Raw genomic sequence first — 22,956 nt, 5'->3', positions numbered from 1 at the left:
GTTGGATACCTCATTTGGGCAGGCTTCGGCGCTGCGAATGAATCCCGACTCAACTTACTGTAATAACCGCATTCAAGATCAACACCACAACCAATCCGACCACCGCCACAATGGATTGAACCACCGAGATAGTCTTCGTCGCCTCCCCCATTGTCATGCCAAAGGACTCCTTCACCATCCAGAAGCCTGCATGATTCGCATAGTTGAAAAACAGCGAACCGCAGCCGATTGACAATGCCAGCAAGGGCAAGTTGAGGGTGGGATCAGCACCCGCAAGCGGTGCCAAGAGGCCTGCAGCCCCTACGATACCCACAGTTGCGGAGCCAGTAGAGACCGAGAGTAACATCGCAATCAGCCAACCCAGGATTAACGGAGGGAAGGCAGACTGCTGGGTCAGGTGCACGATAGCATCGCCTACCTTGGCACTGGTTAGCATCTCCTGAAATGCCCCGCCTCCTGCGATGATCATGATGATGGAGGCAATAGGCTTGAGGCTTTTACCCAGTGAATCACGCACCTTTTCGGCGTCGCCACCGCGCGCCAGTACCAGGCTTGCGCCGGCGAAAAGCACGCCTAAGAGCATGGATATCAAAGGGTTGCCCACGAAACTGGCCATTTGCAGGATCGCATTGCCCTTTGGTAGCACCATCTCGGCGACGGCATTGATCAGCATCAGGATCGCCGGTAGCAAGGCTGCCAGTACGCCGAGCAAAACGCCGGGACGGGGTTGATTGTCGGTTTTTTCGGCCAGAGTGAACTGATCGAGTAATGCCTGATCAGGCCTGGTGCTCATGCGCTTCGAAATGAACGCGCCATAAAGTGGACCGCCCAAAATCATTGCTGGAATAGCGGCGAGAAAACCGTAGAGCATTGTGGGCCCCACTGAGGTTTTGAGTGCAGCGATGGCCGTCAACGGGCCAGGGTGCGGCGGTACCATGCCATGCATGGCGGCGAGCGCCGAAATCACTGGAACACCCACATACACATACGCCGAGCCTTTGAAGCGAGCCTGGCTTTCCAGCTTTCGCGCCACACTGAATATCAGCGGCAGCATAATTACCAAACCCACCTCGAAAAACATGGGTATGCCAACTACAAACGCAACCATCATCATTGCCCAAGGTATCAGGCGATCCGGGGTGCGCTTGAGGATGACCTCGGCCAGCTGCTCCGTGACGCCAGCATCAGCCAGGATTTTGCCTAGCATCGCGCCAAGCGCGATCACAATCCCAACTGCCCCTAGTGTCTTTCCGGCACCGGCGATCAAGTGAGCGACGATACTTTCTGGCTGCATTTGGGTAGCAAAGCCCACACCAACAGAAACTACCATCAGGGCCAAAAGCGGGTGCATCTTGAGGCGCGACACGATCAGTGCCACCAATACCACGACGCTGACAAGCGCGGTCATTAGAAGCTGTATATCTAAGGTAGTCATGAAAATATCTCAGTTGGGCTGGCGCTGAGGCTGCACTCAGCATTTGAAAAACCGGTTCGAGACGTAACGCTCGACGGAGCACGCAAAAAACCAGACAGCGTATGGGTGCCTTCACGTGCAACACCCGTTTCAGGAAAGGCAAACACTTCGCAACCTGCTGCCATGTCACTGCTGTCAGGTAGTTCAGTCAGGAGGTCAACATGGAAATGGGCATGAGAGCGACGCCACTCTAGCGGGATGTCGGCGTAGTCACGGGCCAGGGTGCCAGTGATTGGTTGCAATCTGCTGGGCCAACTGGTCATGAAGACGTTGATACAGCGGCAAACGGGCATCGTTGGACAGAGCATTCATTGACCTATTCGCCTTGTTATATAGTCATATATATGAATTGCAGCAAAGTATTTCCCCAATGACAAAAACTTGTCAAGACTGATCTTCTTTCATAAGCAAGATCAGGTCGTAACTGCAGACAGAGGGCAGATGCAAGCTGCGTTCAGGGACGCCAGCTAATCTGCGGAGCAATGCAGTCGATCAGAAGTCCGCCACTTTACTCCAGGCTGATTTCCGGAGTCGGCCCGGGTGAGACGGTCGCGGATCAACGATAGGGGGTGCGCAGCTGACAATATCGGCAATCAAGTGACCCGCGCCGGGGCTTAAAGACCGACCAATCCTGGCAATCCGCCAATGTCCGGGATCTGGTGGTAGCCGAAGGCGACATCCGCCGGCTGCTCATGGCCGCGGGCGACGAAGGCTTTGTGCTTGATTTTCATGTCATGGGCCGACATCAAGTCATAACGGAAGCTTGAAGATACGTGCAGCACATCTTCAGGTGCGCAGCCAAGGCTATCGAGCATGAACTCAGACGCTGCCAGGCGCGGTTTATAGGCTTGAGCCTGTTGAGCGGTGAACACTTTGTGGAACGGCGCTACTCCTGAATAAAGCCGGAGGGGCACTGCCTGTGAGTGCCCGATCCTGGTCGATTGCTGTCTTTACGTAACAGGCACGCAAACGCACCTGCCTTTCAGACAGAAAAGGCATCCTTGCGTAGATATCTATCTTTGGTGCAGACGGCAGCTATGTCAGCGCAATTGAATGGCATGCACCAATACGCCGCATGCCCTGAGCGGTTACCATGGAAATAATGCTCGGCAAGAGAAAAAACATTCAGTCGCTGCGCAAAAAAATTACGAAAAAGCCAAATCAGGTAAGTAATTGATTTATGGACGATAAATCTAATATAAAAGTTAGTGACGCTCCAGAAGTCGCGAGCGATCAAACGCCCGAAACATCAGGCAGCACCGGGCCCTTTATCGAGCCTGCCATCGAACCGGCCAGCCCGACGAGCGCCGCGAGCACTCAGTTGCAGCAGCGGCAACGCGCCAGCCAGCTGGCTCAGGCGTTGCGTAACGAGTTGCAAAAGGCTGTGATTGGCCAAAACGCAGTGATCGAGGACGTGCTGACCGCCCTGATCGGCGGCGGGCATGTGCTGCTGGAAGGCGTACCGGGGCTGGGTAAGACGTTGCTGGTCCGGGCGCTTGCCAGTTGCATAGGCTGTGAGTTCGCGCGCATTCAATTTACGCCGGACCTGATGCCCAGCGATGTCACCGGTCATGCCGTGTACGACATGCAGACCGAGCAGTTCAAGCTGCGCAAGGGGCCGCTGTTCACCAACCTGCTGCTGGCCGACGAAATAAACAGGGCACCGGCCAAGACGCAGGCCGCGCTGCTCGAAGCCATGCAGGAGCGACAAGTAACCCTCGAAGGTCGGGCGCTGCCCATCCCGCAGCCGTTCATGGTGCTGGCAACCCAGAACCCCATCGAACAGGAAGGCACTTACCCACTGCCGGAAGCCGAACTGGATCGTTTCATGCTCAAGCTGCGCATGGACTATCCCGAAGCGCTGGAAGAGCTGAACATGGTGCGCCAGGTCACCCGCTCGACCCGTGCCGACATGCTGGATGTGCGACCGCTGCGGGTCATCATGCAGGCTCGGGAGGTTCAGGCACTGCAACGCATTGCCAGCGAGCTGCCCATTGATGAACAGGTGCTGGACTACGCCGTGCGCGTGGCGCGCAGTACGCGCACCTGGCCAGGTCTTAGCCAGGGCGCAGGGCCGCGCGCTTCAATTGCACTGGTGCGTGGCGGGCGGGCCAGAGCATTGTTGCGCGGCGGTGAGTTCGTTACTCCGGACGACATCAAAGGCTGCGCGCTGGCTGTGTTGCGACACAGGGTCAGGCTGTCACCGGAACTGGACATCGAGGGCCTTTCGGTGGATCAGGTGCTTCGGCAGATCCTTGACCAGGTCTCGGCACCGCGCCTGTGAAACAGGTTCTGAAACCGTCGGTTCTGATGCTGCGCTGGCTCGGTGGGTTCATGTGCGTTGCGTTGCTGACAGGAACGCTCCATGCGCTGGGCATCGAGTATCCGGCAAAAATCGACGAGCTTTATCGGGCAGCGCTGCTGGCTTTCGCGGGTGTCAGCCTGCTCGATGCATTCTGGCTGCTCAGGCGTCCCTCGCCACGCGTGCAGCGTGAGCTTGCGGGCAGCCTGGCGCTGGATCGATGGAACGAGGCGCGGCTCGACCTCCAACACAACGGCACCAAGCCAGTCACCATGCAGGTGTTCGATCATGTGCCGCATGGCCTGGAACATGAAAACCTGCCGCAGTCCATCATCCTGCTGGCACGCGGCCAAGGCAGCATCGGTTACCGTCTGCACCCCTCGAGCCGGGGCCATTTTACCTTTGAGCAGTGCGAAATCAGCCTGCCGGGGCCTTTGGGTTTGTGGACGGCACGCCGCTATCTTCCGGTACACAGCACGACCCGCGTCTACCCGGACTTCGCCCGGCTTTACGGTGGGCAACTGCTGGCGGTGGACAACTGGCTGAGCCAACTGGGGGTGCGCCAGTTGCAACGTCGCGGGGCAGGAATGGAATTCAATCAGTTGCGCGAGTTTCGTGAAGGCGACAGCTTGCGCCAGATAGACTGGAAAGCTACCGCCCGCCAGCGCTCCCCCATTGCTCGCGAGTATCAGGACGAGCGGGATCAACAGATCGTTTTCATGCTCGATTGCGGACGTCGAATGCGCAGCCAGGACGGTGATTTGTCTCACTTCGATCACGCGCTGAATGCCTGCCTGCTATTGAGTTATGTCGCACTGCGTCAGGGTGACTCGGTTGGCCTTGCGACGTTTGCGGGTGAGCAGGACCGCTATCTGGCCCCCGTAAAAGGGCCGGGGCAGCTCAACCTGTTGCTCAACTCGGTCTATGACCTGCAGACCACCCGGCGACCCGCTGACTACAGCGCCGCCGTTCGCCAATTGATGGTGCGCCATAAAAGACGTTCACTGGTGGTACTGATCACCAACCTGCGCGATGAAGACGATGAGGAACTGGTGGCTGCTGCAAGACAGCTTGGCAAGCAGCACCGGGTGCTGATTGCCAGCCTCAGGGAGGAAGTGCTCGATAGTCTGCGTCAGGCCCCCGTACAAACCTATGATCAAGCGCTGGATTATTGCGGAACCCTGAATTTCCTCAACGCTCGCGCTTCGCTACACGACCGCTTGAGTGCTCAAGGCATTGCAATAATGGATGCTCGACCAAGGGAGCTGGGGCCGCAGCTGGTCAGCCGTTATCTGGGCTGGAAAAAGGCAGGTACGCTATAAGCGAAACCTTGCGAGTCAGCCAGCAGCCTCAGGCTGAGGCTTCATAAAAGGGGTAGAAACAGAAATACTCCCGCAAGAGCTGGACGAACGCCAGGTATTCTGTCGAGACCTGAGACAACTCGAAACCGGAGTCGTAGCTCCCTGGCGTCTCGTCTTCGTGGCTCCAGAGGCACTTGGCGCTAAGATCTATTGATTGCCCGATATTGCCATTCGGCATTTTCAGACACAGATCGAACCTGGCCCCTACCAGAACGGGCAGTTCGCTGATCAGCATCAGCCCTTCCCCGGACACATTCCCCAGACACCCCATCAGCCTGCCAGTATGACGATTGAAGACCTGCAGGTAATCCTGCAATTGGTGCCGTTCTATTTTCCGCTCTTTATACATGGCAGGCTGCCTTCCAAGACCACTGTTGCGATCACGTAACACCGTTCGCTGGCTGCGGACTTCAAAAACGAGGCACTGCGCGATAACCGCCTCGGTCTAGAGCTCTGCAGCTCATCCACTATGTGATCACAGCCTAGCTCAGAATTTTTCAAAATCCACCCGAACACGGCGCCTGCCATTCAAATGAGGGTAACTATTTTGATACGGGAGCGTTTCGAACAGGTGCAGGGATCGGTCTGGCAGGCTGAGCCTTGGGGTAGAGACCCGTTTGTGCGAGCGTATCGAGCCTGGCCCGTGCACGGAACGCGTATTCGCTCTCTGGATACTGAGTCATCAGGAATTGATAGGTCTGCGCAGCGTCGACATACAGTTTCTGCCGCTCCAGGCACTGGCCACGCAGCATCGACACTTCCGGCTGAACATAACGGCGCGAACGGCTTTGACGCTCGACCTTGGAAAGATCCAGCATGACCCGGTCACAATCACCTTCCTGATAGGCACGGTAAGCGTGATCGAGGTTGGAATTCATCGCCCAGCGGGTGCAACCGCTGAGCGCAGTCAGTAATACAACAATCGTTACAATACGCATGGGACTCTCCTGTTCTCTGCCCTGTATCGGCGTCACAGCCTGTTTCTTCAAGTAAATCGCACACCGACCGTCAGCCGATTGCCCTCCCTGACAGCAACACGGTAGTGCAAAGGAACAATGACTAAAGACCCAGACAGGAGTAGCCTCTCGCTGCGCTTCAATTAAGGAGTTTGTGCATGACCGTTCGCCGCACCAAAATCGTCGCCACACTTGGCCCTGCCAGCAACTCGCCGGAAGTCATCGAACAACTGATCCTTTCGGGTCTGGACGTTGCTCGTCTGAACTTCTCTCACGGTACTCCGGATGAGCACAAGGCACGCGCCAAACTGATCCGCGAAATCGCCGCCAGACACGGGCGCTTCGTCGCTCTGCTGGGCGACCTGCAGGGTCCTAAAATTCGTATCGCAAAGTTCACCGACAAGCGAATCGAGCTGAAGGTCGGTGACAAGTTCACCTTCTCCACCGCTCATCCGCTGACCAGTGGCAACCAGCAAATCGTGGGTATCGACTACCCGGATCTGGTCAAGGATTGCGGCGTAGGCGACGAGCTGCTGCTCGACGACGGTCGCGTAGTCATGCGCGTCGACACCCAGACGGCTGACGAACTGCATTGCACCGTGCTGATCGGCGGTCCGCTGTCCGATCACAAGGGCATCAACCGTCGCGGCGGTGGCCTGACGGCTCCGGCACTGACCGAGAAAGACAAGCAGGACATCAAGCTCGCTGCCGAAATGGACCTGGATTACCTGGCCGTTTCCTTCCCGCGCGATGCCGCCGACATGGAATACGCTCGCCAGTTGCGCGACGAATCCGGCGGTACAGCCTGGCTGGTGGCCAAGATCGAACGCGCCGAAGCCGTTGCCAACGACGAAGTGCTCGATGAGCTGATTCGCGCCAGTGACGCTGTCATGGTTGCGCGTGGCGACCTGGGCGTTGAAATCGGTGATGCCGAGCTGGTTGGCGTACAGAAACGCATCATTCTGCACGCACGTCGCCACAACAAGGCGGTGATCGTTGCCACGCAAATGATGGAGTCGATGATCTCAAGCCCCATGCCGACGCGTGCCGAAGTGTCCGACGTGGCCAACGCCGTGCTCGACTACACCGACGCCGTCATGCTGTCGGCGGAAAGTGCTGCAGGCTCCTACCCGATCGAAGCGGTTCAGGCGATGGCGCGTATCTGCATCGGCGCTGAAAAGCACCCGACCGGCAAGACTTCCAGCCACCGTATCGGCCACTCGTTCACCCGTTGTGACGAAAGCATCGCGCTGGCGGCCATGTACACCGCCAACCACTTCCCGGGTGTGAAGGCGATCATCGCACTGACCGAAAGCGGCTATACCCCGCTGATCATGTCGCGCATCCGCTCCTCGGTGCCGATCTACGCGTTCTCTCCGCACCGTGGTACTCAAGCGCGTGCAGCGATGTTCCGTGGCGTCTACACCGTGCCGTTCGACCCGGCAGCCCTGCCACCGGGTCAGGTCAGCCAGGCCGCAGTCGACGAACTGCTCAAGCGTGGTCTGGTCGAGCAAGGTGACTGGGTCATCCTCACCAAGGGCGACAGCTACCACACCATCGGTGGCACCAACGGCATGAAGATTCTGCACGTCGGCGACCCATTGGTCTGATAGCAGAACGCTGCAAGCCAAGGCCCCGTCTCGCAAGAGTCGGGGCCTTTTTGCATTGTGTATGCCTGACGAATCTTTGTGATTAATCGTGCCGAACGAGAGCTGTGACTAACATGCACCTTATTCCCGCGCCACAAACACATCCGCCAGCAATTGATTACGCGGCAGACCTGCCAGATACAGCCGCTTGGCAAATATCTCCACGCTCTCGGCACTGCCACACAACAACGCCATCGCATGCCGCGACAACAGGCGCAGCTCGGCCAGGGTCGTCTCCAGCGCCTGCACGGTAATCAGTTGAACAAGCAACTGTGGATAACGCTCAGCCAGGGCTTGCAGCTCATTGGCCAGATAGTGCTGCTGGCTGTCATGGGCCAGATGAATCAAGCGGATGGTGCCCTGATGCTCCTGACGCAACGCCTCACGCAATACGCCCCACAACGGGCCCAGCCCGGTACCGGCAGCCAGCAAGAGCAGAGGTTTTTCCTGCCAGTCAGGGTCATAGCGCAGTGCCCCTCCGCGCAGTTCGCCGAGCCTCAACGTGTCACCGACCCGCAGCTGTCGGGCGACATCGCGGAAGGCCCCGGGCTGGTGGCAGTCGATATGAAATTCCAGAAACGGGTCCTCGCCCGGAAGGCTCGCCAGCGAATAAGGCCGGGCGACACCGCTGTCAGTCCACAACACCTGGTGTTGCCCGGCGCTATAGCGCAGAGGTCGCGCAGGCTCCAGACGCAAACGCAGCACGGTCGGGCAGAGCCAGTCGCAGCCCACTACTGTCGCAGGCAGGCCGTCACGCTGCGGGTCAAACACCTCGACAGCCAGGTCACCGACCAGTCGGCACTGGCAGGCGAGCCGCCAACCCTGCTGGCGCTTTTCAGCGGGCAAGGCGTCGGGCAACGCGTCCTCAGGCTCACCTTTGACACAGCGCACCAGGCACGCATGGCAACTGCCGGCACGGCAGCTATAGGGAACCGGCACACCGGCATGGTTCAGGGCGTCGAGCAGATTGCTGGCCGATGCCACCGACCAGCTACGCTCACCAACATGCAATTGAGGCATTCAGGCGGCCTGTGCAGAAAATAACGGCGATTGTACAGACTGGCCTGTCGGGCGGGTTATACTGCCGCGCCTTTTTGCGCCCGCTACGGCTAACCTGACAGCTCTGGTTCAAGCCGCAGTTCCAGACTGCCGCCGATAGCGTAATTGAATGTTCCCGTCCTTACAGAGGAGCGCGCCGCATGACCGTGATCAAGCAAGACGACCTGATTCAGAGCGTTGCAGACGCACTGCAGTTCATTTCCTACTACCACCCCGTGGATTTCATCCAGGCCATGCACGAGGCGTATCTGCGTGAAGAGTCGCCTGCCGCTCGCGACTCCATCGCCCAGATCCTGATCAACTCGCGTATGTGCGCGACCGGTCATCGCCCGATCTGCCAGGACACCGGCATCGTCACCGTTTTCGTACGCGTGGGTATGGATGTTCGCTGGGATGGCGCCACCATGGGCCTGGACGACATGATCAACGAAGGCGTGCGTCGCGCTTACAACCTGCCTGAAAACGTGCTGCGTGCCTCGATCCTCGCCGACCCGGCAGGCGCTCGCAAAAACACCAAGGACAACACCCCGGCTGTTATCCACTACTCCATCGTCCCAGGTAATACCGTGGAAGTGGACGTCGCGGCGAAAGGCGGCGGTTCGGAAAACAAATCGAAGATGGCGATGCTCAACCCGTCCGATTCGATCGTCGACTGGGTCCTGAAAACCGTGCCGACCATGGGCGCAGGCTGGTGCCCACCGGGCATGCTCGGCATCGGCATCGGCGGCACCGCGGAAAAGGCAGCGGTCATGGCCAAGGAAGTGTTGATGGAGTCCATCGACATTCATGAGCTGAAGGCCCGTGGCCCGCAGAACCGCATCGAAGAGATGCGTCTGGAACTGTTCGAAAAGGTCAACCAGCTGGGCATAGGTGCTCAGGGCCTGGGTGGTCTGACCACCGTGCTCGACGTCAAGATCATGGATTACCCGACCCATGCTGCGTCGCTGCCGGTGTGCATGATCCCTAACTGCGCGGCCACCCGCCACGCGCACTTCGTACTCGACGGCAGCGGCCCTGCCTCGCTGGAAGCGCCGTCGCTGGACGCCTACCCGGAAATCGTCTGGGAAGCCGGCCCATCGGCCCGCCGCGTCAACCTCGACACCCTGACCCCGGAAGAAGTGCAAAGCTGGAAGCCGGGCGAAACCGTGCTGCTCAATGGCAAGATGCTTACCGGACGCGACGCCGCGCACAAGCGCATGGTCGAAATGCTCAACAAGGGCGAAAGCCTGCCGGTCGACCTCAAGGGTCGTTTCATCTACTACGTCGGCCCGGTTGATCCGGTACGCGAAGAAGTCGTTGGCCCGGCAGGCCCGACCACGGCCACGCGGATGGACAAGTTCACCCGTCAGATCCTCGACCAGACCGGCCTGCTGGGCATGATCGGCAAATCCGAACGCGGCCCGACCGCCATCGAAGCGATCCGTGACCACAAAGCCGTGTATCTGATGGCCGTCGGCGGCGCTGCATACCTCGTGGCTCAGGCGATCAAGAAATCCCGAGTCGTGGCTTTTGCCGAGCTGGGTATGGAAGCGATCTACGAGTTCGAGGTCAAGGACATGCCGGTTACCGTTGCCGTAGACAGCACCGGCGAATCCGTGCACATCACAGGCCCGCAGATCTGGCAGAAGAAGATCAGCGACAGTCTGGCGGTGGAAGTGCAGTAAATTCTGATCTGCAAGACAATAAAAACCCGGCGCAAGCCGGGTTTTTATGCGGATTAACTTACTGTCCCTGCGATCTTCCAGTGCGATCCGGAATAGACCGTTCAGCCTGTGGCCAATATAACAAGGCAACTTATCCCCGATAAACAATACGACTCACTGGTAATATACATCGCACCCTGCGATCAGTCCGTAATACATTTCAGACAATAAACCGAGACAGTTCGCTACTCCCCAGAGGTTCAATACCCCTTCCCCTCCCTGAAAGACAGATTATTCTTCTGCTGGCTGTAAACCATTGAGCGCATGAAAAATAAATGTACTTCTCAGGCATACCGCCTGATAAACAGGGAGATTTCAAAATGGCTTTTGACGCCTATATCAAGATAGAAGGCATTCCAGGCGAAGCGCTGGATGACCGCTACAAGGACTGTATCGAGATCACCGGGTATGGCTTCGGCATGCATCAAAGTACTTCCGCCACGGCGAGTTCTTCCGGTGGAGCATCGTCCGGAAGGACTTCCTTGAGTGATTTCTCGTTCACCAAATCACTGGACAAATCGAGCTGCAAGCTCATGGAAACCTTGTGCGCGGGCAGACACCTGAAAGAAGTTGTTTTGTCACTGCATCGTGCAGGCGGAGAAAAGGTCAAATACTTTGAAGTGCTGCTGGAAGAAGTCATCATTTCCAACTACACCCAGCATGCCAATGATGGCATACCCAGTGAAACGATCAGCTTGAATTACGGGAAAATAAAAACCACCTACACACAGCAAAAAAGATCGGATGGTGCGGGTGGAGGAAATGTCTCGGGTGGCTGGAACCGTATCAACAACAAGGTCTATTCCTGATTTTTTTGAACGCTCATGCATTGAACCTTACAGAACGATCAGGGAAAGACTATGGCACGGCCATTTTTTACTGCCGCGTGGGCGGCTTCGCAACATATTTATGATCCGGTGGCACCGAAAAAAAGAGTGGCGGAGGTGATTGGAGGGTTTGTGGCGCAGAATATAAATAATCCTGATGCGTTGGCAAGATGGAAAAATACCTGCGCCGTAAGAATGAGCTACATTCTAAATTACACAGGAGCAAAAATCCCAAAAACACCAGACCAGACAGTATCCGGAGAAGATCAAAATCAATATTTTTTCCGCATTAATGATCTTAAAAACTTCCTGATGAGAAACTGGGGAAAACCAGAAATCGTCAAATACCCGCCTTCTGATAGCGGACCATTGGCCAGCAAAAAAGGCATCATAGTATTTGAAATATCAGGCTGGTCGGACGCTCGAGGACATGCGACTTTGTTTGACGGCAGTATCTGCTACGACCATTGCTATTTCAACGAACCTGGCGTCAACTATCGGACAGACCAAGCAAATTTCTGGAGCCTCACGTAATGCAGTCGTTTCGTGCAGCCATCCTAATTTCTTTTACCCTCGCCACACCTAATATCTTTGCATCTGCCATGTCACCGTCACTGTCACCAGAGGGAATGTATCGAACCCATGCACAAAACTACAAAGACCTTGTTCTTGCAACCTGCATTGCAAGCGCTTATAGATATAATGAAAACGTCGGAATAGATGCTGGCAGCAGTATAACCGCGCTACGCGACTGGGCCCATTATGACTGGGAAAAAAGCCCCGAAAAGCTTGGAGAACTCGTGGGCAAATATCTCGCCAGAGACTATACAAACCCGCTGGTCGAGTCCGAGGTAAGAGGCGTGAGATTCGACTTCCTTAAGTGCCTTGACCTTTACCATAGCAAAAAGCTGGATGTACTGACAAAAAACGTGGTAATCGATCCTACGCACACCGACATACAAGACTATAAATAATACCAAGCAACACAAGGAGCAAAGTGCCATGAGGCTATTTCTTGCAGCCACGAAAATATTCGTCGTGCTAGCAACATCCAATTGTTTTGCCTATACACCAACATCATCGCCTGAAGGAATGTACAGAACCTTTGAAAAAAACTACAAGGACATGGCCCTCGCCACCTGCATAACCACCGCTTATAAATATGATGTGAACGTCGGCATTGACGCGGGCAGTAGTGTCAGCGCGATGCGTGACTGGACCTACTATAACATGGAAAAAAGCCCCCTTGCGGTCAAGGCATTGGTTGAAAAATACCTCGCCAGAGACTACACAAACCCTTTGGCCGAATCCCAGATAAAGGGAATAAAATTCGACCTGCTGAAATGCCTGGACATGTATCACAGCAAGGAACTGGACGCGTTGACGAAAAAGGTCGTGACTCACCCGAATCAGACCTACATGCAGAATATCAAAAAGCCTTAACTACTCCCTCCGCGCTTCAAGCCTGTCCAGCAAACGCTGCACAGGCTATTTTCATTGCAAGTACTCTACTCCGCACATTATCTGTAGGGCGGAGACACACCATGCTGACTCAATGTAATCCGATAGCTTTTTAACGTCTCCCCCTCGGTGATGTACTGCTTGCTGAGATACTGATAAACAGCGCCAGTCACTTCCCCGCCTATACGGCGAACATCCTCAGAAAACCTTTTTCGATAACTCTTGTAAGAATTAGCCGCAGGACACCTCCCTTCCATTTGAAGGAAATTTCCGAGAAAATCCCGGCCTCTTGCGCTTGGCTATTCAGGTCTCTAGCCTTCAACGGTCGCTGTCCAATCAGCGATCAGGTTTGGTAGACCTGAGTGACCTGTGCGCAATGCGCCACCTTCTACAGGGCGCATTCTTACGGCCTGCGTTTATGGTGGCCGTGCGCTTGGCGTTTTCGGACGCACCGGCTTGCCTGGTCACCGGTCTACCAACCTGCGTACGGCCGCCACCCTGATCGTTTGGTAGCGAACAGGGCGGCTCCTTCAATGATCAGGAGTTGCAAACATGCCCCATAAAATCGTCCCCGACCCGCCCACCGCCCTGTTCACCGTCAACGCATCCGTCAGCCAGGAAGAGGCGCTCAACTACGCTTCGGACTTGCTGCGCTGCATCATTACGACAGCGTATGAATCCGGCGACAGCACCCAAGGCACCAGCCGCGATCTGGCGTTTTCGGTATTGCACATGGCCGAGATGGCCAAAGCCATGGTTGACCGCTCACTGGAATGCATCGTTTGACCAGATGACAACCCGGGGCCACGCTCGGCCCCGCGTACACCTCAATTACGCTGATCCAGCAGGTTCACCACCAGCCGGTCGATCCAGCCCCACAAGCGCTGTTTGACGCGTCGCCACAGCGGTCTGGCCTTCCAGTCTGCCAGTGTGGTTTCGGCGCTCAGGGCGAAGTCTTTTTCGAAACTGGCGACCACATCGCGGGTCAGCCCTGGGTCCAGGGCTTCGAGGTTGGCTTCAAGGTTGAAGCGCAGGTTCCAGTGGTCGAAGTTACACGAACCGATGCTCACCCAGTCGTCGATCAGGACCATTTTCAAGTGCAGAAAACACGGCTGGTATTCGAAGACCTTGACCCCGGCCCGCAGCAAGCGCGGGTAGTAACGGTGACCGGCGTAGCGTACCGACGGGTGATCGGTGCGTGGCCCGGTCAGCAGCAAACGTACATCGACGCCGCGCGAGGCTGCCCTGCGCAAGGCGCGGCGAACTTTCCAGGTGGGCAGAAAGTAAGGGGTTGCCAGCCAGATGCGCTTTTGCCCGGTGTTCAGCGTGCGCACCAGCGATTGCAGAATGTCGCGGTGCTGGCGAGAGTCGGCGTACGCCACACGGCCAAGGCCTTCACCGGCTACCGGGGCGGTGGGCAGATGATCCAGACCGAAGTTTTCTTTCGGACGCCAGGCGAAACGTCGGGCATTGGCGTGAAACTGCCGGTTGAACAACGCTTGCCAGTCAAGAACCAGCGGCCCGGTGATTTCCACCATCACTTCGTGCCATTGGCTGACATCCTTGTCTGGCTCCCAGAATTCATCGGTTACACCCGTACCGCCGACCACCGCCAGCGTCTTGTCGACCACCAGTAATTTGCGATGGTCGCGGTAGAAGTTGCGCACGCCGCGTCGCCAGTGAATAGGGTTGTAGAAACGCAGAATCACACCGGCATCGGTCAGTTGCTTGCGCAGGCCGGCGTCGAAGGCTTTTGAACCGAAGTCGTCGAACAGGCAGCGCACGATCACACCACGCCTGCCAGCCTCGACCAGCGCCCGCACGATGGCATCGGCGCAGCCCCCGGCTTCGACCAGGTACAGCTCCAGGTCAACCTGCTGCTCGGCCCGGTCAATGGCTGCAATCATGCGTGGGAAGAACGCAGGACCGTCGATCAGCAATTGAAAGCGGTTGTTTTCACGCCACGGAAAAATCGCACCGTTCATATCAGCGCGCCGTGAAGATCAGGACAGCCCCGACCGGGACTGACAGACTGACCGCCGACAAGCCTGCCGCGCTGCGCAGGGCATTGAAGTCCGAAACCATATCGAAGTCCTGAGCATGAATCACCAGCGGTTCGAGCGTCACAACCTGAAAGCGGCGCTCGTCTAGGCGCGTCGCCAGCAGTTCGGCGTTATAGCTGTGACTCTTGCCGCGCAGGCTGACGGTCAGTGGTAAACGCAATTCCAGTTGCGCGCCGGGGGCAAGGTTATTGATCGGGCGCATGTCGAGCTGGGCATTGATCTGCGCAGCGGGAAACTTGCGTACCTGAAACACCTGCTCCCGCAGGCGCTCGTCACGCAGGGGAATACCGGTGCTAATGGACTCCGTTTCGACTTCCACCTCAGCCAGCCCTTTGGGGTCGACCTTGCCATGCAGCACAAGGAAGCGATGCACCTCGGCAATATCGGCATTTTTGGTTGACGTGAACGAGAGCCGCGACGACTCATTATCCAGATACCAGTTCGCATGGGCAGGTAACGCCACTGCGGCCAGCATGACCAGCAGCAGGCGATTCATAGTGAGCATGCAGACTCCAGACGTGCAATTGAGGGCTACCTTATCCGCCTGTCTGACCTCTGGCAAACCACGACGTTCGGCAGCAATCCATCAAGGCTCGGACGGCAACAGTCGGCAGCCTTGCCGCTCACCCTGCCACGACGCACTGCTGGTTCGCCCAAGGCCGTTGGCAATGACCTTTTTCTGGCTGCTGTCGTCGATCAGCGTGCCAGGCACGTACTGTTTGACGTAGCCCAGGCAATACGCCTCGGGGTTGTTCATGACGTACCTGCACGAGCAGTATTCCTTGGCGGTGTAGGCACTGATGATGGTGGGGAATGCCTGCAGGTTAACGCGGTACTGCCAGGCAAGTACCGCGAGCGCAGCAAGGATCAGCAACAGCAGGCTGCTGAAGGGTCGACGCAGGATGAACATTCGACGACTGCTCATTGCCCGCCCTCCTTGCCAAAGGCTGCCTGTATGCGCTTGAGCATCTGATTGTGGTCGTAACTACCGTCGCGGTCATCGGCATAGCGCACGATCACCAGCTTCCGGTCAGGGATCACGTACAGCGCCTGCCCCCAATGGCCCAGTGCGGCAAAGGTATCAGGGGGCGCATCCGGCCACGGCCCCCTGCCGCCATCGGCAGTTCGATTGAGCCACCATTGGCCGCCAGGGACTTCGACATTGGCATCTATCTGCTCGCCTGCAAACGGCGTCAGCACGCAGTTCATCCATTCCTTGTTGAGCAACTGCCGAGCCTGCCATTGCCCGCCGCGCTGCATCAGCAAGCCGATGCGTGCCAGGTCGCGGGCGGTCATGTAGGCATAGGACGACCCTACAAATGTACCCACGCCATCGGTTTCCCAGACGGCACTGCGGATGCCAAGCGGGTCAAACAGTGCGGTCCACGGATAATCCGCATACGCCTGTGGCCCGACGATATTTTTCAACGCAGCAGCCAGAACCGTGCTGTCGCCGCTGGAATACAGGTACGCCTTGCCGGGGGATCTGGCTGCGTGGTGCTCGGCGGTGAAGCGCGCCATGTCGTCACGCCCACGGGTGTAGAGCATGGCGACTACGGAAGAGTTAAGCGGTGCATATTCGTAATCTTCCTGCCAATTCAGCCCCGAAGCCCAGTGCATCAGGTCTTTGATGGCGATATCGGGGTGCGCCTTGAACGGCGGGTAGAACTTCGCCACTGGATCATTGAGTTGAAAGCGCCCGTCGGTAAACGCCACGCCCAACACTGTCGCCATCACGCTCTTGCTGATCGACCAGGTCAGGTGCGGGGTTTGCGCTGTGGTCACACCGCCGTAGCGCTCATACACAACTTCGCCATCACGAATCACCAGCAGCGCATCGGTGCGAATGCCCTTGCGTGTGGCGTCGTCACCGGGGCGGGAAGGCGTAGGCCTCGAGTTCTTCGATTGCCGCAGATCGCGGCGCAGGCTGAGATGACCATTGCTCTGTCGGCCATGTTTGAGCAACGACGCCCTGGGCACTGAAGCCCAGGATCAAAACCAGACACAGGCGGAAAAATCTACGCGGCATGACAGAGCCTCTACAGAGTAATCCGCATACCGTATCAGGGCTTCGTGACAGTCAGCCATCACCCCGGGACAGGACGCAGAGCGTCCAGAACGGCATACCCACGCGGAGCATGGGCACGATAGTGGTCCTTCGTACGCCGCTCGCTCCTCCCGCTCCACCAGCGTGGAAATGCCCACAGCGTTGCCCGTCACACAACCATCACCAAAGCTTCACAGGCATGACACGCCATCTCCCTAGCCTGCAAGTACGGCAAAGCGCCTGGACAAATCAGTCAACCAGCCAAACTCTGCATGGCTGGCTCATGGAGATTCGTATGACCCAGATCGCCCGCATTCGTGACAACACTTCTGAACGTCGTCTTCAGGCCGAGCGCCTGATTGGAGCGAGCGCCTTGCAGGAAGCACAGGCGTTGCGTTTCAGTGTGTTCAGCGAAGAATTCAACGCCCGTCTCAACGGTGCTGAACAAGGCCTGGATATCGACGATTACGATGTTCACTGCTCGCACATTGGTGTGCGTGACCTGAACACCGGGCGTCTGGTTGCCACTACCCGGCTGCTCGACCACAATGCCGCCAGCACGCTGGGGCGTTTCTACAGTGAAGAAGAATTCAGCCTGCACGGTCTGGTTCATCTGCAGGGTCCGATTCTTGAGCTGGGCCGTACCTGCGTAGACCCGGCCTACCGCAACGGTGGCACCATCGCGGTGTTGTGGAGCGAGCTGGCCGAGGTGCTGAACGAAGGCGGCTACAGCTACCTGATGGGCTGCGCGAGCATCCCGATGCACGACGGCGGCATTCAGGCGCACGCGATCATGCAACGCCTGCGCGAGCGCTACCTGTGCAACGAACACTTGCGCGCCGAGCCGAAAAACCCGCTGCCGACGCTCGATATCCCGAGCAATGTGATCTGCGAGATGCCGCCACTGCTCAAGGCTTACATGCGCCTGGGTGCCAAGATCTGTGGCGAACCTTGCTGGGACGAAGATTTCCAGGTCGCCGACGTCTTCATCCTGCTCAAGCGCGACGATCTGTGCCCGCGTTACGCCCGCCACTTCAAGGCGGCCGTGTGATGAGCCGGGCACGCGGCTATGCCCGCGTAGTCCGGGTGCTGCTGGTCGTGGCGCTCGGCTTGACGATTGCCGGAGCGTTCGCGGTTCTGGAACGCACCAGAATCGGTGGGTCGATGGAGCGCAGGCAGCGCTGGAGCCGTTGGTTCATGGCGCGCCTGACCAATGCCCTGCCGTTTCGCGTCACCGTGACAGGTCAGTTGCCAACCCAGCCCATGCTGTGGGTCAGTAACCATGTGTCGTGGACCGACATCGCCCTGCTGGGCATGCTGGCACCGCTGTCGTTTCTGTCGAAGGCCGAAGTCCGGACCTGGCCGGTAGCGGGCTGGCTGGCACTGAAGGCAGGTACGCTGTTCATTCGTCGCGGGTCGGGCGACAGCCGTCTGATTCAAAAGCAGATGTGCAATCACCTGCAACAAGGCAATGCACTGCTGATCTTCCCGGAAGGCACCACCGCCGATGGCAGAAGCCTGCGCACCTTCCACGGCCGTCTGCTGTCCAGTGCCATTGAAGCCGGCGTGCCGATCCAGCCAGTGGCCATCGGTTACTCGCGTGACGGTAAACCGGACCCGATTGCCCCGTTCATTGGCGACGACGATTTGCTGTCCCATTTGCGCCGGTTGTTCGCCAATGAGCAGAGCGATGTGCACATCCACCTGCTGACCCCGATTCCGACGGCGGATCAGGAGCGCGCTGCACTGGCGTTCAAGGCCCAGCAAGCCGTTCAGGTGGCGCTGTTCGGTGAACCTGTCACGGGGGAGTCAGTGATCGGTAAACAAGTATCCGGCGAGCCTGCTCAGCCGAGCGAAGTGGCTTCGCGCTCGGCCAGGGCAGCCTGAGCAAAATCCTCCAATAGCGGATAGAACTCGGCGAAATCCGCACTCAAGGGCTGGTAAAGCGCCTGCAGTTCCTGCATGCCGCCTGCCAGCCCTTCGGGCCGTGACAAGCGTCGCGATATCCCGCTCAGCACTTGCCCCAGCACGTCGAAATTCCGATACGAACCCAGCCAGTCCTGCGCGGCCATGCGCGGCGCGATCAATGCGAGCCGCTCGGGCAATTGCGGCTCGGCGGCCAGCGTGCCATAGACTTTGCCAGTGAATACGTCCAGCGGCAGATCGGCATAGCAATGCCAGTCGCGAGCCAGACAATGATCGAAAAAGACGTCGAGCATAATGCCTGCATAGCGTCGCCGCTGGGATGGAAAGCGGGCAATGGAAGCCTTGATCAGCGGGTGGCTGTCAGTGAAAGCGTCAATGCTGCGATGCAGCCGAATGGCCGCTTCAAGCTCTGCAGGAAAACGTCCCGACAGCGGACCTTTGACGAAGTCGCCATACAGGCTGCCAAGCAATTGAGCAGGCCGATGCCCGCCGAGATGAAGATGTGCCAGATAGTTCATGCCTGCAAGCCTACGCCGCTTTCAAGGCCGAGGTCTATATATCGATATAACCCGATATAGCGATTTTGCCAGTCCTAAGCACAAAATCATATTTGTATATCGCGAAATACAGATATAAGGTTCGCCCTATCGCGATATATCACTACACCGCCTGTGAGAACGACATGCCTATCGACCTCGACGACATAATAAAAGCCCTGGCCCATCCGGTCCGCCGAGAAATCCTGACCTGGTTGAAGGACCCCCGCGCGAGCTTTCCTGCTCAGCAATACTCGATTGAACACGGCGTGTGCGCCGGACAGATCGATCAGCGTGCAGGATTGTCCCAATCCACTGTCTCGGCCCATCTGGCGACCTTGCAACGCGCTGGCCTGATCAGCAGCAAGAAGGTTGGCCAATGGCATTTCTTCAGACGCAACGAAGAAGTCATACAGGCATTCGTTCAGGCGCTGGTTGAAGAGCTGAACAACCCGACCTGATTTTCCAACGTTTACCAGGAACTGCCCCGTGCCTCTTTCGCTACTTATTCTGGCCCTGAGCGCCTTTGCCATCGGCACCACCGAATTCGTCATCATGGGCCTGCTGCCCGATGTGGCGGCTGACCTTGGTGTATCCATCCCCGGCGCAGGCTGGCTGGTCACCGGCTATGCGCTGGGCGTGGCCGTCGGCGCTCCGTTCATGGCCATGGCCACGGCAAAACTGCCACGCAAGGCTGCGCTGGTCACGCTGATGGGCATTTTCATCATCGGCAACCTGCTCTGCGCACTGGCCAGTGACTACAACGTATTGATGTTCGCCCGCGTGGTTACAGCGCTGTGTCATGGTGCGTTCTTCGGCATCGGTTCAGTAGTTGCTGCTGGGCTGGTGCCTGCCAATCGCCGCGCTTCGGCAGTAGCGTTGATGTTCACCGGTCTGACCCTAGCCAACGTGCTGGGCGTGCCTTTGGGTACTGCATTGGGTCAATACGCAGGCTGGCGCTCGACCTTCTGGGCGGTAACAGTCATCGGCGTGATTGCGCTGATCGGCCTGATCCGCTTTCTGCCGACCAATCGCAATGAAGAAAAGCTCGACATGCGCGCCGAACTGGCCGCACCGAAAGGTGCCGGTATCTGGCTGTCGCTGACCATGACCGCGCTGTTTTCAGCGTCCATGTTCACCCTGTTCACCTACATTGCCCCGCTGCTCGGCGAAGTCACCGGCGTATCGCCCAAGGGCGTGACCTGGACCCTGCTGTTGATAGGCCTGGGCCTGACCGCAGGTAACGTGATTGGCGGCAAGATGGCCGACCGCCGTGTGTCATCCACGCTGATTGCCGTGTTCGTCTCGATGGCGGTGATCTCAACCGCTCTCAGCTGGACCAGCGCCGCGCTGATCCCGACTGAAATCACCCTGTTCCTCTGGGCGGTCGCTGCCTTTGCCGCCGTCCCGGCTCTGCAGATCAACGTGGTGACCTTCGGCAAAGCCGCGCCCAACCTGGTTTCAACCCTGAACATCGGCGCTTTCAACGTGGGCAACGCGCTTGGTGCCTGGGTCGGTGGCAGCGTCATCGCCCACGGCCTGGGCCTGACCAGCGTACCGCTGGCCGCTGCCATGCTGGCAGTGCTCGCGCTGCTGATCACACTGATTACTTTTCGTCAGACCGGCAACCCCGATCTGGCACCTGCTACACATTGATCAATCACGAGGATTCGACACATGACGACTATCTTTGACCCGATCACCATTGGCGATCTGCAACTGCCAAACCGCATCATCATGGCGCCACTGACGCGCTGCCGCGCCGACGAAGGTCGCGTGCCCAATGCATTGATGTCCGAGTATTACGTGCAGCGTGCTTCTGCAGGCCTGATCCTGACTGAAGCCACATCGGTCACGCCGATGGGTGTTGGTTACCCGGACACACCCGGCATCTGGTCCAACGACCAAGTACGCGGCTGGAGCAACATCACCAAGGCCGTGCATACCGCTGGTGGCCGGATTGTGCTGCAGCTGTGGCACGTTGGCCGCATCTCCCACCCGGCGTACCTGAACGGCGAAACTCCGGTGGCCCCTAGCGCTATCGCAGCTGAAGGCCACGTCAGCCTGATGCGCCCGATCACCCCGCTACCGACCCCGCGCGCGCTGGAACTGGCAGAAATCGGTGACATCGTCGAGGCCTATCGCGTCGGTGCGGAAAACGCCAAGGCTGCGGGCTTCGACGGCGTGGAAGTACACGGTGCCAACGGCTACCTGCTGGAACAGTTCCTGCTGACCGGCTCCAACCAGCGCACTGACGAGTACGGCGGTTCGGTAGAAAACCGTGCTCGTCTGCTGCTGGAAGTGACTGATGCGGTCATTGAGGTGTGGGGCGCTGGTCGCGTAGGCGTACACCTTTCGCCTCGCTTCGACATGCACGACATGAGCGATGCTAACCGCACTGAAACCTTCAGCTACGTGGCCAAAGAGCTTGGCAAGCGCGGTATCGCGTTCATCTGTGCCCGTGAGCGTGACGCCGAAGACAGCCTCGGCCCGCAGTTGAAGAAGGATTTCGGAGGCGTCTACATCGCCAATGAAAAATTCACCAAGGACACCGCAAATACCTGGCTGGCAGAAGGCAAGGCCGACGCTATCGCATTTGGTGTGCCTTATATTGCCAACCCGGACCTGCCTGAGCGTCTGGCCAGCGATGCGCCTCTGAATGAAGCGCATCCCGAAACGTTCTACGGCAAAGGGCCGGTCGGCTATATCGACTACCCACGCCTGTAACACGGCGCTGCAACAGCAAAAAACCCTGACTCGTAAGAGCCAGGGTTTTTTATCGTCCGTACTTATTACTGTTACAGTTTAGCCTCAGGCCCGACTGTACCTAGCACATTGCCTTCGGCATCAGTGATAGTCCCGTCCGGTAACTTCCAGCGACCGTCGGGGTAGTTGACAGAGCCATCTGCCATAACCCAGGTGCCGTCCTTGTGTTGAACATCGCCGCCGGGGTGCTCGACCGAACCGTCGGCATGCACGGTGGTGCCATCCAGGTGTTGAACAGTGCCATCCGTGTGCTTCAAGGACTGGCCATCTGCCGCCGCAACACTTCCATTCGGATAACTGACCGTACCATCGGGGTTGAAGACACTGTTTAGCGGGTGGACCAGTTGTAAAACACCGGTGACCGTGCTTGTGACTGCCAGCAGCTTGTCCAGGCGCGAAGGTGCCTCAGGGGCCGGCGGTAACTTTTGCGCAACGGGTGCTTTGATAACAGGTTTGACGGGCGGTTTTACAGGTGGCCTCACTGGCTTTTTCACCTTGACCGGGGGTTTCACGGGCGGTCTCACGGGCGGCTTCACCGGACCTGCCCCCTTGACCGGAGGTTTTACAGGCGGCTTTACAGGCGGTTTGACAGGTGGTTTTACAGGCGGTTTGACCTTCACCGGTGGCTTGACCTGCTGGCGTACCAAATCTTCCGGATAATCCGGTACGTCGGCGTAAGTGGGCAACGGCGTCCTGGAAACTTCGTCTACTCCCTGGTCTGAGTCTTCAGCCGGGATGTTATTTTCGGTCGTTTCTTGCGGGGCATCGGTGTACATCTCATTGATTCCATTCATTGTTGAAACTCCAATTTAGTTAACAGCCAAGC

At 57.8% G+C, this 22,956-nt stretch carries 23 protein-coding genes and 3 pseudogenes; 14 read left to right on the top strand and 12 right to left on the bottom strand.

The window, feature by feature from the left end:
* Positions 1-49: 49 nt before the first annotated feature.
* The 3 genes and pseudogenes from AC4ANK_RS07275 to AC4ANK_RS07265 all read right to left on the bottom strand — a co-directional run.
* Positions 50-1,435: a GntP family permease gene (locus AC4ANK_RS07275; protein ID WP_002554979.1), complete on the bottom strand. Its 1,386-nt coding sequence runs from the start codon at positions 1,433-1,435 to the stop codon at positions 50-52.
* 531 nt (positions 1,436-1,966) lie between these two features.
* Positions 1,967-2,101: pseudogene (locus AC4ANK_RS07270) on the bottom strand (D-amino-acid oxidase); the annotation flags it as partial.
* Positions 2,089-2,361: pseudogene (locus AC4ANK_RS07265) on the bottom strand (HAD family hydrolase); the annotation flags it as partial. The pseudogenes AC4ANK_RS07265 and AC4ANK_RS07270, both read right to left, overlap by 13 nt.
* 293 nt (positions 2,362-2,654) lie before the next feature.
* Between AC4ANK_RS07265 and AC4ANK_RS07260 the strand changes: the two are divergent.
* Positions 2,655-3,758, top strand: coding sequence for an AAA family ATPase (locus AC4ANK_RS07260; RefSeq protein WP_044324659.1), 1,104 nt, complete (start codon positions 2,655-2,657; stop codon positions 3,756-3,758).
* On the top strand, positions 3,755-5,098 hold the full coding sequence (locus AC4ANK_RS07255; RefSeq protein ID WP_002554982.1) for a DUF58 domain-containing protein: 1,344 nt from the start codon (positions 3,755-3,757) through the stop codon (positions 5,096-5,098). Before AC4ANK_RS07260 ends, AC4ANK_RS07255 begins: the two co-directional genes overlap by 4 nt.
* Positions 5,099-5,126: 28 nt before the next feature.
* Here the strand turns inward: AC4ANK_RS07255 and AC4ANK_RS07250 are convergent, their stop codons facing one another.
* Entirely contained in the window at positions 5,127-5,486 is a 360-nt protein-coding gene (locus tag AC4ANK_RS07250; RefSeq protein ID WP_002554983.1) for a PilZ domain-containing protein, read from the bottom strand.
* A gap of 193 nt (positions 5,487-5,679) precedes the next feature.
* A complete protein-coding gene (locus AC4ANK_RS07245) occupies positions 5,680-6,075 on the bottom strand; it encodes a tetratricopeptide repeat protein (RefSeq protein WP_002554984.1) in 396 nt (131 codons plus the stop codon).
* 176 nt (positions 6,076-6,251) lie between these two features.
* Here AC4ANK_RS07245 and pyk point away from each other — a divergent pair, with 176 nt between their 5' ends.
* The gene (pyk, locus tag AC4ANK_RS07240; RefSeq protein WP_002554985.1) at positions 6,252-7,703 is read left to right on the top strand and encodes a pyruvate kinase; all 1,452 of its coding nucleotides are present in this window, start codon (positions 6,252-6,254) and stop codon (positions 7,701-7,703) included.
* A gap of 120 nt (positions 7,704-7,823) precedes the next feature.
* Here the strand turns inward: pyk and AC4ANK_RS07235 are convergent, their stop codons facing one another.
* Positions 7,824-8,762: an iron-sulfur-binding ferredoxin reductase gene (locus tag AC4ANK_RS07235; protein WP_002554986.1), complete on the bottom strand. Its 939-nt coding sequence runs from the start codon at positions 8,760-8,762 to the stop codon at positions 7,824-7,826.
* A 179-nt stretch (positions 8,763-8,941) separates the two neighbouring features.
* On the opposite strand from AC4ANK_RS07235, the gene AC4ANK_RS07230 reads away from it, so the two are divergent.
* The 6 genes from AC4ANK_RS07230 (at position 8,942) to AC4ANK_RS07205 (ending at position 13,578) form a co-directional block, all read left to right on the top strand.
* The gene (locus AC4ANK_RS07230; protein WP_002554987.1) at positions 8,942-10,465 is read left to right on the top strand and encodes a fumarate hydratase; all 1,524 of its coding nucleotides are present in this window, start codon (positions 8,942-8,944) and stop codon (positions 10,463-10,465) included.
* A gap of 359 nt (positions 10,466-10,824) precedes the next feature.
* Complete coding sequence (locus AC4ANK_RS07225; protein ID WP_002554988.1) at positions 10,825-11,313, top strand: Hcp family type VI secretion system effector; 489 nt, start codon at positions 10,825-10,827, stop codon at positions 11,311-11,313.
* A gap of 51 nt (positions 11,314-11,364) precedes the next feature.
* On the top strand, positions 11,365-11,865 hold the full coding sequence (locus AC4ANK_RS07220; RefSeq protein ID WP_044423591.1) for a type VI secretion system amidase effector protein Tae4: 501 nt from the start codon (positions 11,365-11,367) through the stop codon (positions 11,863-11,865).
* Complete coding sequence (locus tag AC4ANK_RS07215; RefSeq protein WP_044423589.1) at positions 11,865-12,305, top strand: type VI secretion system amidase immunity protein Tai4; 441 nt, start codon at positions 11,865-11,867, stop codon at positions 12,303-12,305. Before AC4ANK_RS07220 ends, AC4ANK_RS07215 begins: the two co-directional genes overlap by 1 nt.
* A 28-nt stretch (positions 12,306-12,333) precedes the next feature.
* Positions 12,334-12,774, top strand: a complete 441-nt coding sequence (locus AC4ANK_RS07210; RefSeq protein ID WP_002554990.1) for a type VI secretion system amidase immunity protein Tai4 — start codon at positions 12,334-12,336, stop codon at positions 12,772-12,774.
* A 570-nt stretch (positions 12,775-13,344) separates the two neighbouring features.
* On the top strand, positions 13,345-13,578 hold the full coding sequence (locus tag AC4ANK_RS07205) for a DUF6124 family protein (protein WP_002554991.1): 234 nt from the start codon (positions 13,345-13,347) through the stop codon (positions 13,576-13,578).
* A gap of 41 nt (positions 13,579-13,619) precedes the next feature.
* On the opposite strand, the gene AC4ANK_RS07200 is transcribed toward AC4ANK_RS07205, so the two are convergent.
* From AC4ANK_RS07200 to AC4ANK_RS07185, 4 genes and pseudogenes are all read right to left on the bottom strand, one after another.
* On the bottom strand, positions 13,620-14,777 hold the full coding sequence (locus AC4ANK_RS07200; protein ID WP_002554992.1) for a phospholipase D-like domain-containing protein: 1,158 nt from the start codon (positions 14,775-14,777) through the stop codon (positions 13,620-13,622).
* A gap of 1 nt (position 14,778) precedes the next feature.
* Entirely contained in the window at positions 14,779-15,360 is a 582-nt protein-coding gene (locus tag AC4ANK_RS07195) for a YceI family protein (RefSeq protein WP_002554993.1), read from the bottom strand.
* Positions 15,361-15,441: 81 nt separating this feature from the next.
* Positions 15,442-15,780 carry a hypothetical protein gene (locus tag AC4ANK_RS07190; protein WP_002554994.1) on the bottom strand — a complete coding sequence of 113 codons (339 nt, stop codon included), beginning with the start codon at positions 15,778-15,780 and terminating at the stop codon, positions 15,442-15,444.
* Positions 15,777-16,884, bottom strand: a pseudogene (locus tag AC4ANK_RS07185) (serine hydrolase domain-containing protein). The gene AC4ANK_RS07190 and the pseudogene AC4ANK_RS07185 overlap by 4 nt, the downstream one beginning before the upstream one ends.
* A gap of 313 nt (positions 16,885-17,197) precedes the next feature.
* Here AC4ANK_RS07185 and olsB point away from each other — a divergent pair.
* Positions 17,198-17,953 carry an L-ornithine N(alpha)-acyltransferase gene (gene olsB / locus AC4ANK_RS07180; protein ID WP_002554996.1) on the top strand — a complete coding sequence of 252 codons (756 nt, stop codon included), beginning with the start codon at positions 17,198-17,200 and terminating at the stop codon, positions 17,951-17,953.
* A complete protein-coding gene (locus AC4ANK_RS07175; protein WP_002554997.1) occupies positions 17,953-18,789 on the top strand; it encodes a lysophospholipid acyltransferase family protein in 837 nt (278 codons plus the stop codon). Before olsB ends, AC4ANK_RS07175 begins: the two co-directional genes overlap by 1 nt.
* Here the strand turns inward: AC4ANK_RS07175 and AC4ANK_RS07170 are convergent.
* Positions 18,747-19,346: an acyl carrier protein phosphodiesterase gene (locus AC4ANK_RS07170; RefSeq protein WP_002554998.1), complete on the bottom strand. Its 600-nt coding sequence runs from the start codon at positions 19,344-19,346 to the stop codon at positions 18,747-18,749. The two genes, AC4ANK_RS07175 and AC4ANK_RS07170, sit on opposite strands and share 43 nt — an antisense overlap.
* 164 nt (positions 19,347-19,510) lie before the next feature.
* Here AC4ANK_RS07170 and AC4ANK_RS07165 point away from each other — a divergent pair, with 164 nt between their 5' ends.
* From AC4ANK_RS07165 to AC4ANK_RS07155, 3 genes are read left to right on the top strand one after another with little or no spacing between them, the layout of a single operon-like run.
* Positions 19,511-19,825, top strand: a complete 315-nt coding sequence (locus tag AC4ANK_RS07165; protein WP_002554999.1) for an ArsR/SmtB family transcription factor — start codon at positions 19,511-19,513, stop codon at positions 19,823-19,825.
* Positions 19,826-19,853: 28 nt separating this feature from the next.
* Positions 19,854-21,020, top strand: coding sequence for an MFS transporter (locus AC4ANK_RS07160; protein WP_002555000.1), 1,167 nt, complete (start codon positions 19,854-19,856; stop codon positions 21,018-21,020).
* Positions 21,021-21,041: 21 nt separating this feature from the next.
* Entirely contained in the window at positions 21,042-22,091 is a 1,050-nt protein-coding gene (locus AC4ANK_RS07155) for an alkene reductase (RefSeq protein ID WP_002555001.1), read from the top strand.
* A gap of 71 nt (positions 22,092-22,162) precedes the next feature.
* Here AC4ANK_RS07155 and AC4ANK_RS07150 read toward each other — a convergent pair whose 3' ends face one another.
* Entirely contained in the window at positions 22,163-22,906 is a 744-nt protein-coding gene (locus tag AC4ANK_RS07150) for a hypothetical protein (protein ID WP_010205627.1), read from the bottom strand.
* Positions 22,907-22,956: the final 50 nt, after the last annotated feature.

It is taken from the genome of Pseudomonas sp. Pmew2, from assembly GCF_058129885.1.
The sequence above is the reverse complement of the archived record's forward strand: the minus strand, read 5'-3'. Positions and strand labels throughout refer to the sequence as shown.

Bases quoted from the DNA above. Each gene is read 5' to 3' on its own strand.
- AC4ANK_RS07165 (WP_002554999.1), top strand. From the start codon at position 19,511: ATGCCTATCGACCTCGACGACATAATAAAAGCCCTGGCCCATCCGGTC.
- AC4ANK_RS07215 (WP_044423589.1), top strand. From the start codon at position 11,865: ATGCAGTCGTTTCGTGCAGCCATCCTAATTTCTTTTACCCTCGCCACA.
- AC4ANK_RS07220 (WP_044423591.1), top strand. From the start codon at position 11,365: ATGGCACGGCCATTTTTTACTGCCGCGTGGGCGGCTTCGCAACATATT.
- AC4ANK_RS07200 (WP_002554992.1), bottom strand. From the start codon at position 14,777: ATGAACGGTGCGATTTTTCCGTGGCGTGAAAACAACCGCTTTCAATTG.
- AC4ANK_RS07205 (WP_002554991.1), top strand. From the start codon at position 13,345: ATGCCCCATAAAATCGTCCCCGACCCGCCCACCGCCCTGTTCACCGTC.
- olsB (WP_002554996.1), top strand. From the start codon at position 17,198: ATGACCCAGATCGCCCGCATTCGTGACAACACTTCTGAACGTCGTCTT.
- AC4ANK_RS07150 (WP_010205627.1), bottom strand. From the start codon at position 22,906: ATGTACACCGATGCCCCGCAAGAAACGACCGAAAATAACATCCCGGCT.
- AC4ANK_RS07195 (WP_002554993.1), bottom strand. From the start codon at position 15,360: ATGCTCACTATGAATCGCCTGCTGCTGGTCATGCTGGCCGCAGTGGCG.
- AC4ANK_RS07250 (WP_002554983.1), bottom strand. From the start codon at position 5,486: ATGTATAAAGAGCGGAAAATAGAACGGCACCAATTGCAGGATTACCTG.
- AC4ANK_RS07235 (WP_002554986.1), bottom strand. From the start codon at position 8,762: ATGCCTCAATTGCATGTTGGTGAGCGTAGCTGGTCGGTGGCATCGGCC.
- AC4ANK_RS07230 (WP_002554987.1), top strand. From the start codon at position 8,942: ATGACCGTGATCAAGCAAGACGACCTGATTCAGAGCGTTGCAGACGCA.
- AC4ANK_RS07275 (WP_002554979.1), bottom strand. From the start codon at position 1,435: ATGACTACCTTAGATATACAGCTTCTAATGACCGCGCTTGTCAGCGTC.
- AC4ANK_RS07175 (WP_002554997.1), top strand. From the start codon at position 17,953: ATGAGCCGGGCACGCGGCTATGCCCGCGTAGTCCGGGTGCTGCTGGTC.
- AC4ANK_RS07210 (WP_002554990.1), top strand. From the start codon at position 12,334: ATGAGGCTATTTCTTGCAGCCACGAAAATATTCGTCGTGCTAGCAACA.
- AC4ANK_RS07260 (WP_044324659.1), top strand. From the start codon at position 2,655: ATGGACGATAAATCTAATATAAAAGTTAGTGACGCTCCAGAAGTCGCG.
- AC4ANK_RS07170 (WP_002554998.1), bottom strand. From the start codon at position 19,346: ATGAACTATCTGGCACATCTTCATCTCGGCGGGCATCGGCCTGCTCAA.
- AC4ANK_RS07225 (WP_002554988.1), top strand. From the start codon at position 10,825: ATGGCTTTTGACGCCTATATCAAGATAGAAGGCATTCCAGGCGAAGCG.
- AC4ANK_RS07245 (WP_002554984.1), bottom strand. From the start codon at position 6,075: ATGCGTATTGTAACGATTGTTGTATTACTGACTGCGCTCAGCGGTTGC.
- AC4ANK_RS07190 (WP_002554994.1), bottom strand. From the start codon at position 15,780: ATGAGCAGTCGTCGAATGTTCATCCTGCGTCGACCCTTCAGCAGCCTG.
- AC4ANK_RS07155 (WP_002555001.1), top strand. From the start codon at position 21,042: ATGACGACTATCTTTGACCCGATCACCATTGGCGATCTGCAACTGCCA.
- pyk (WP_002554985.1), top strand. From the start codon at position 6,252: ATGACCGTTCGCCGCACCAAAATCGTCGCCACACTTGGCCCTGCCAGC.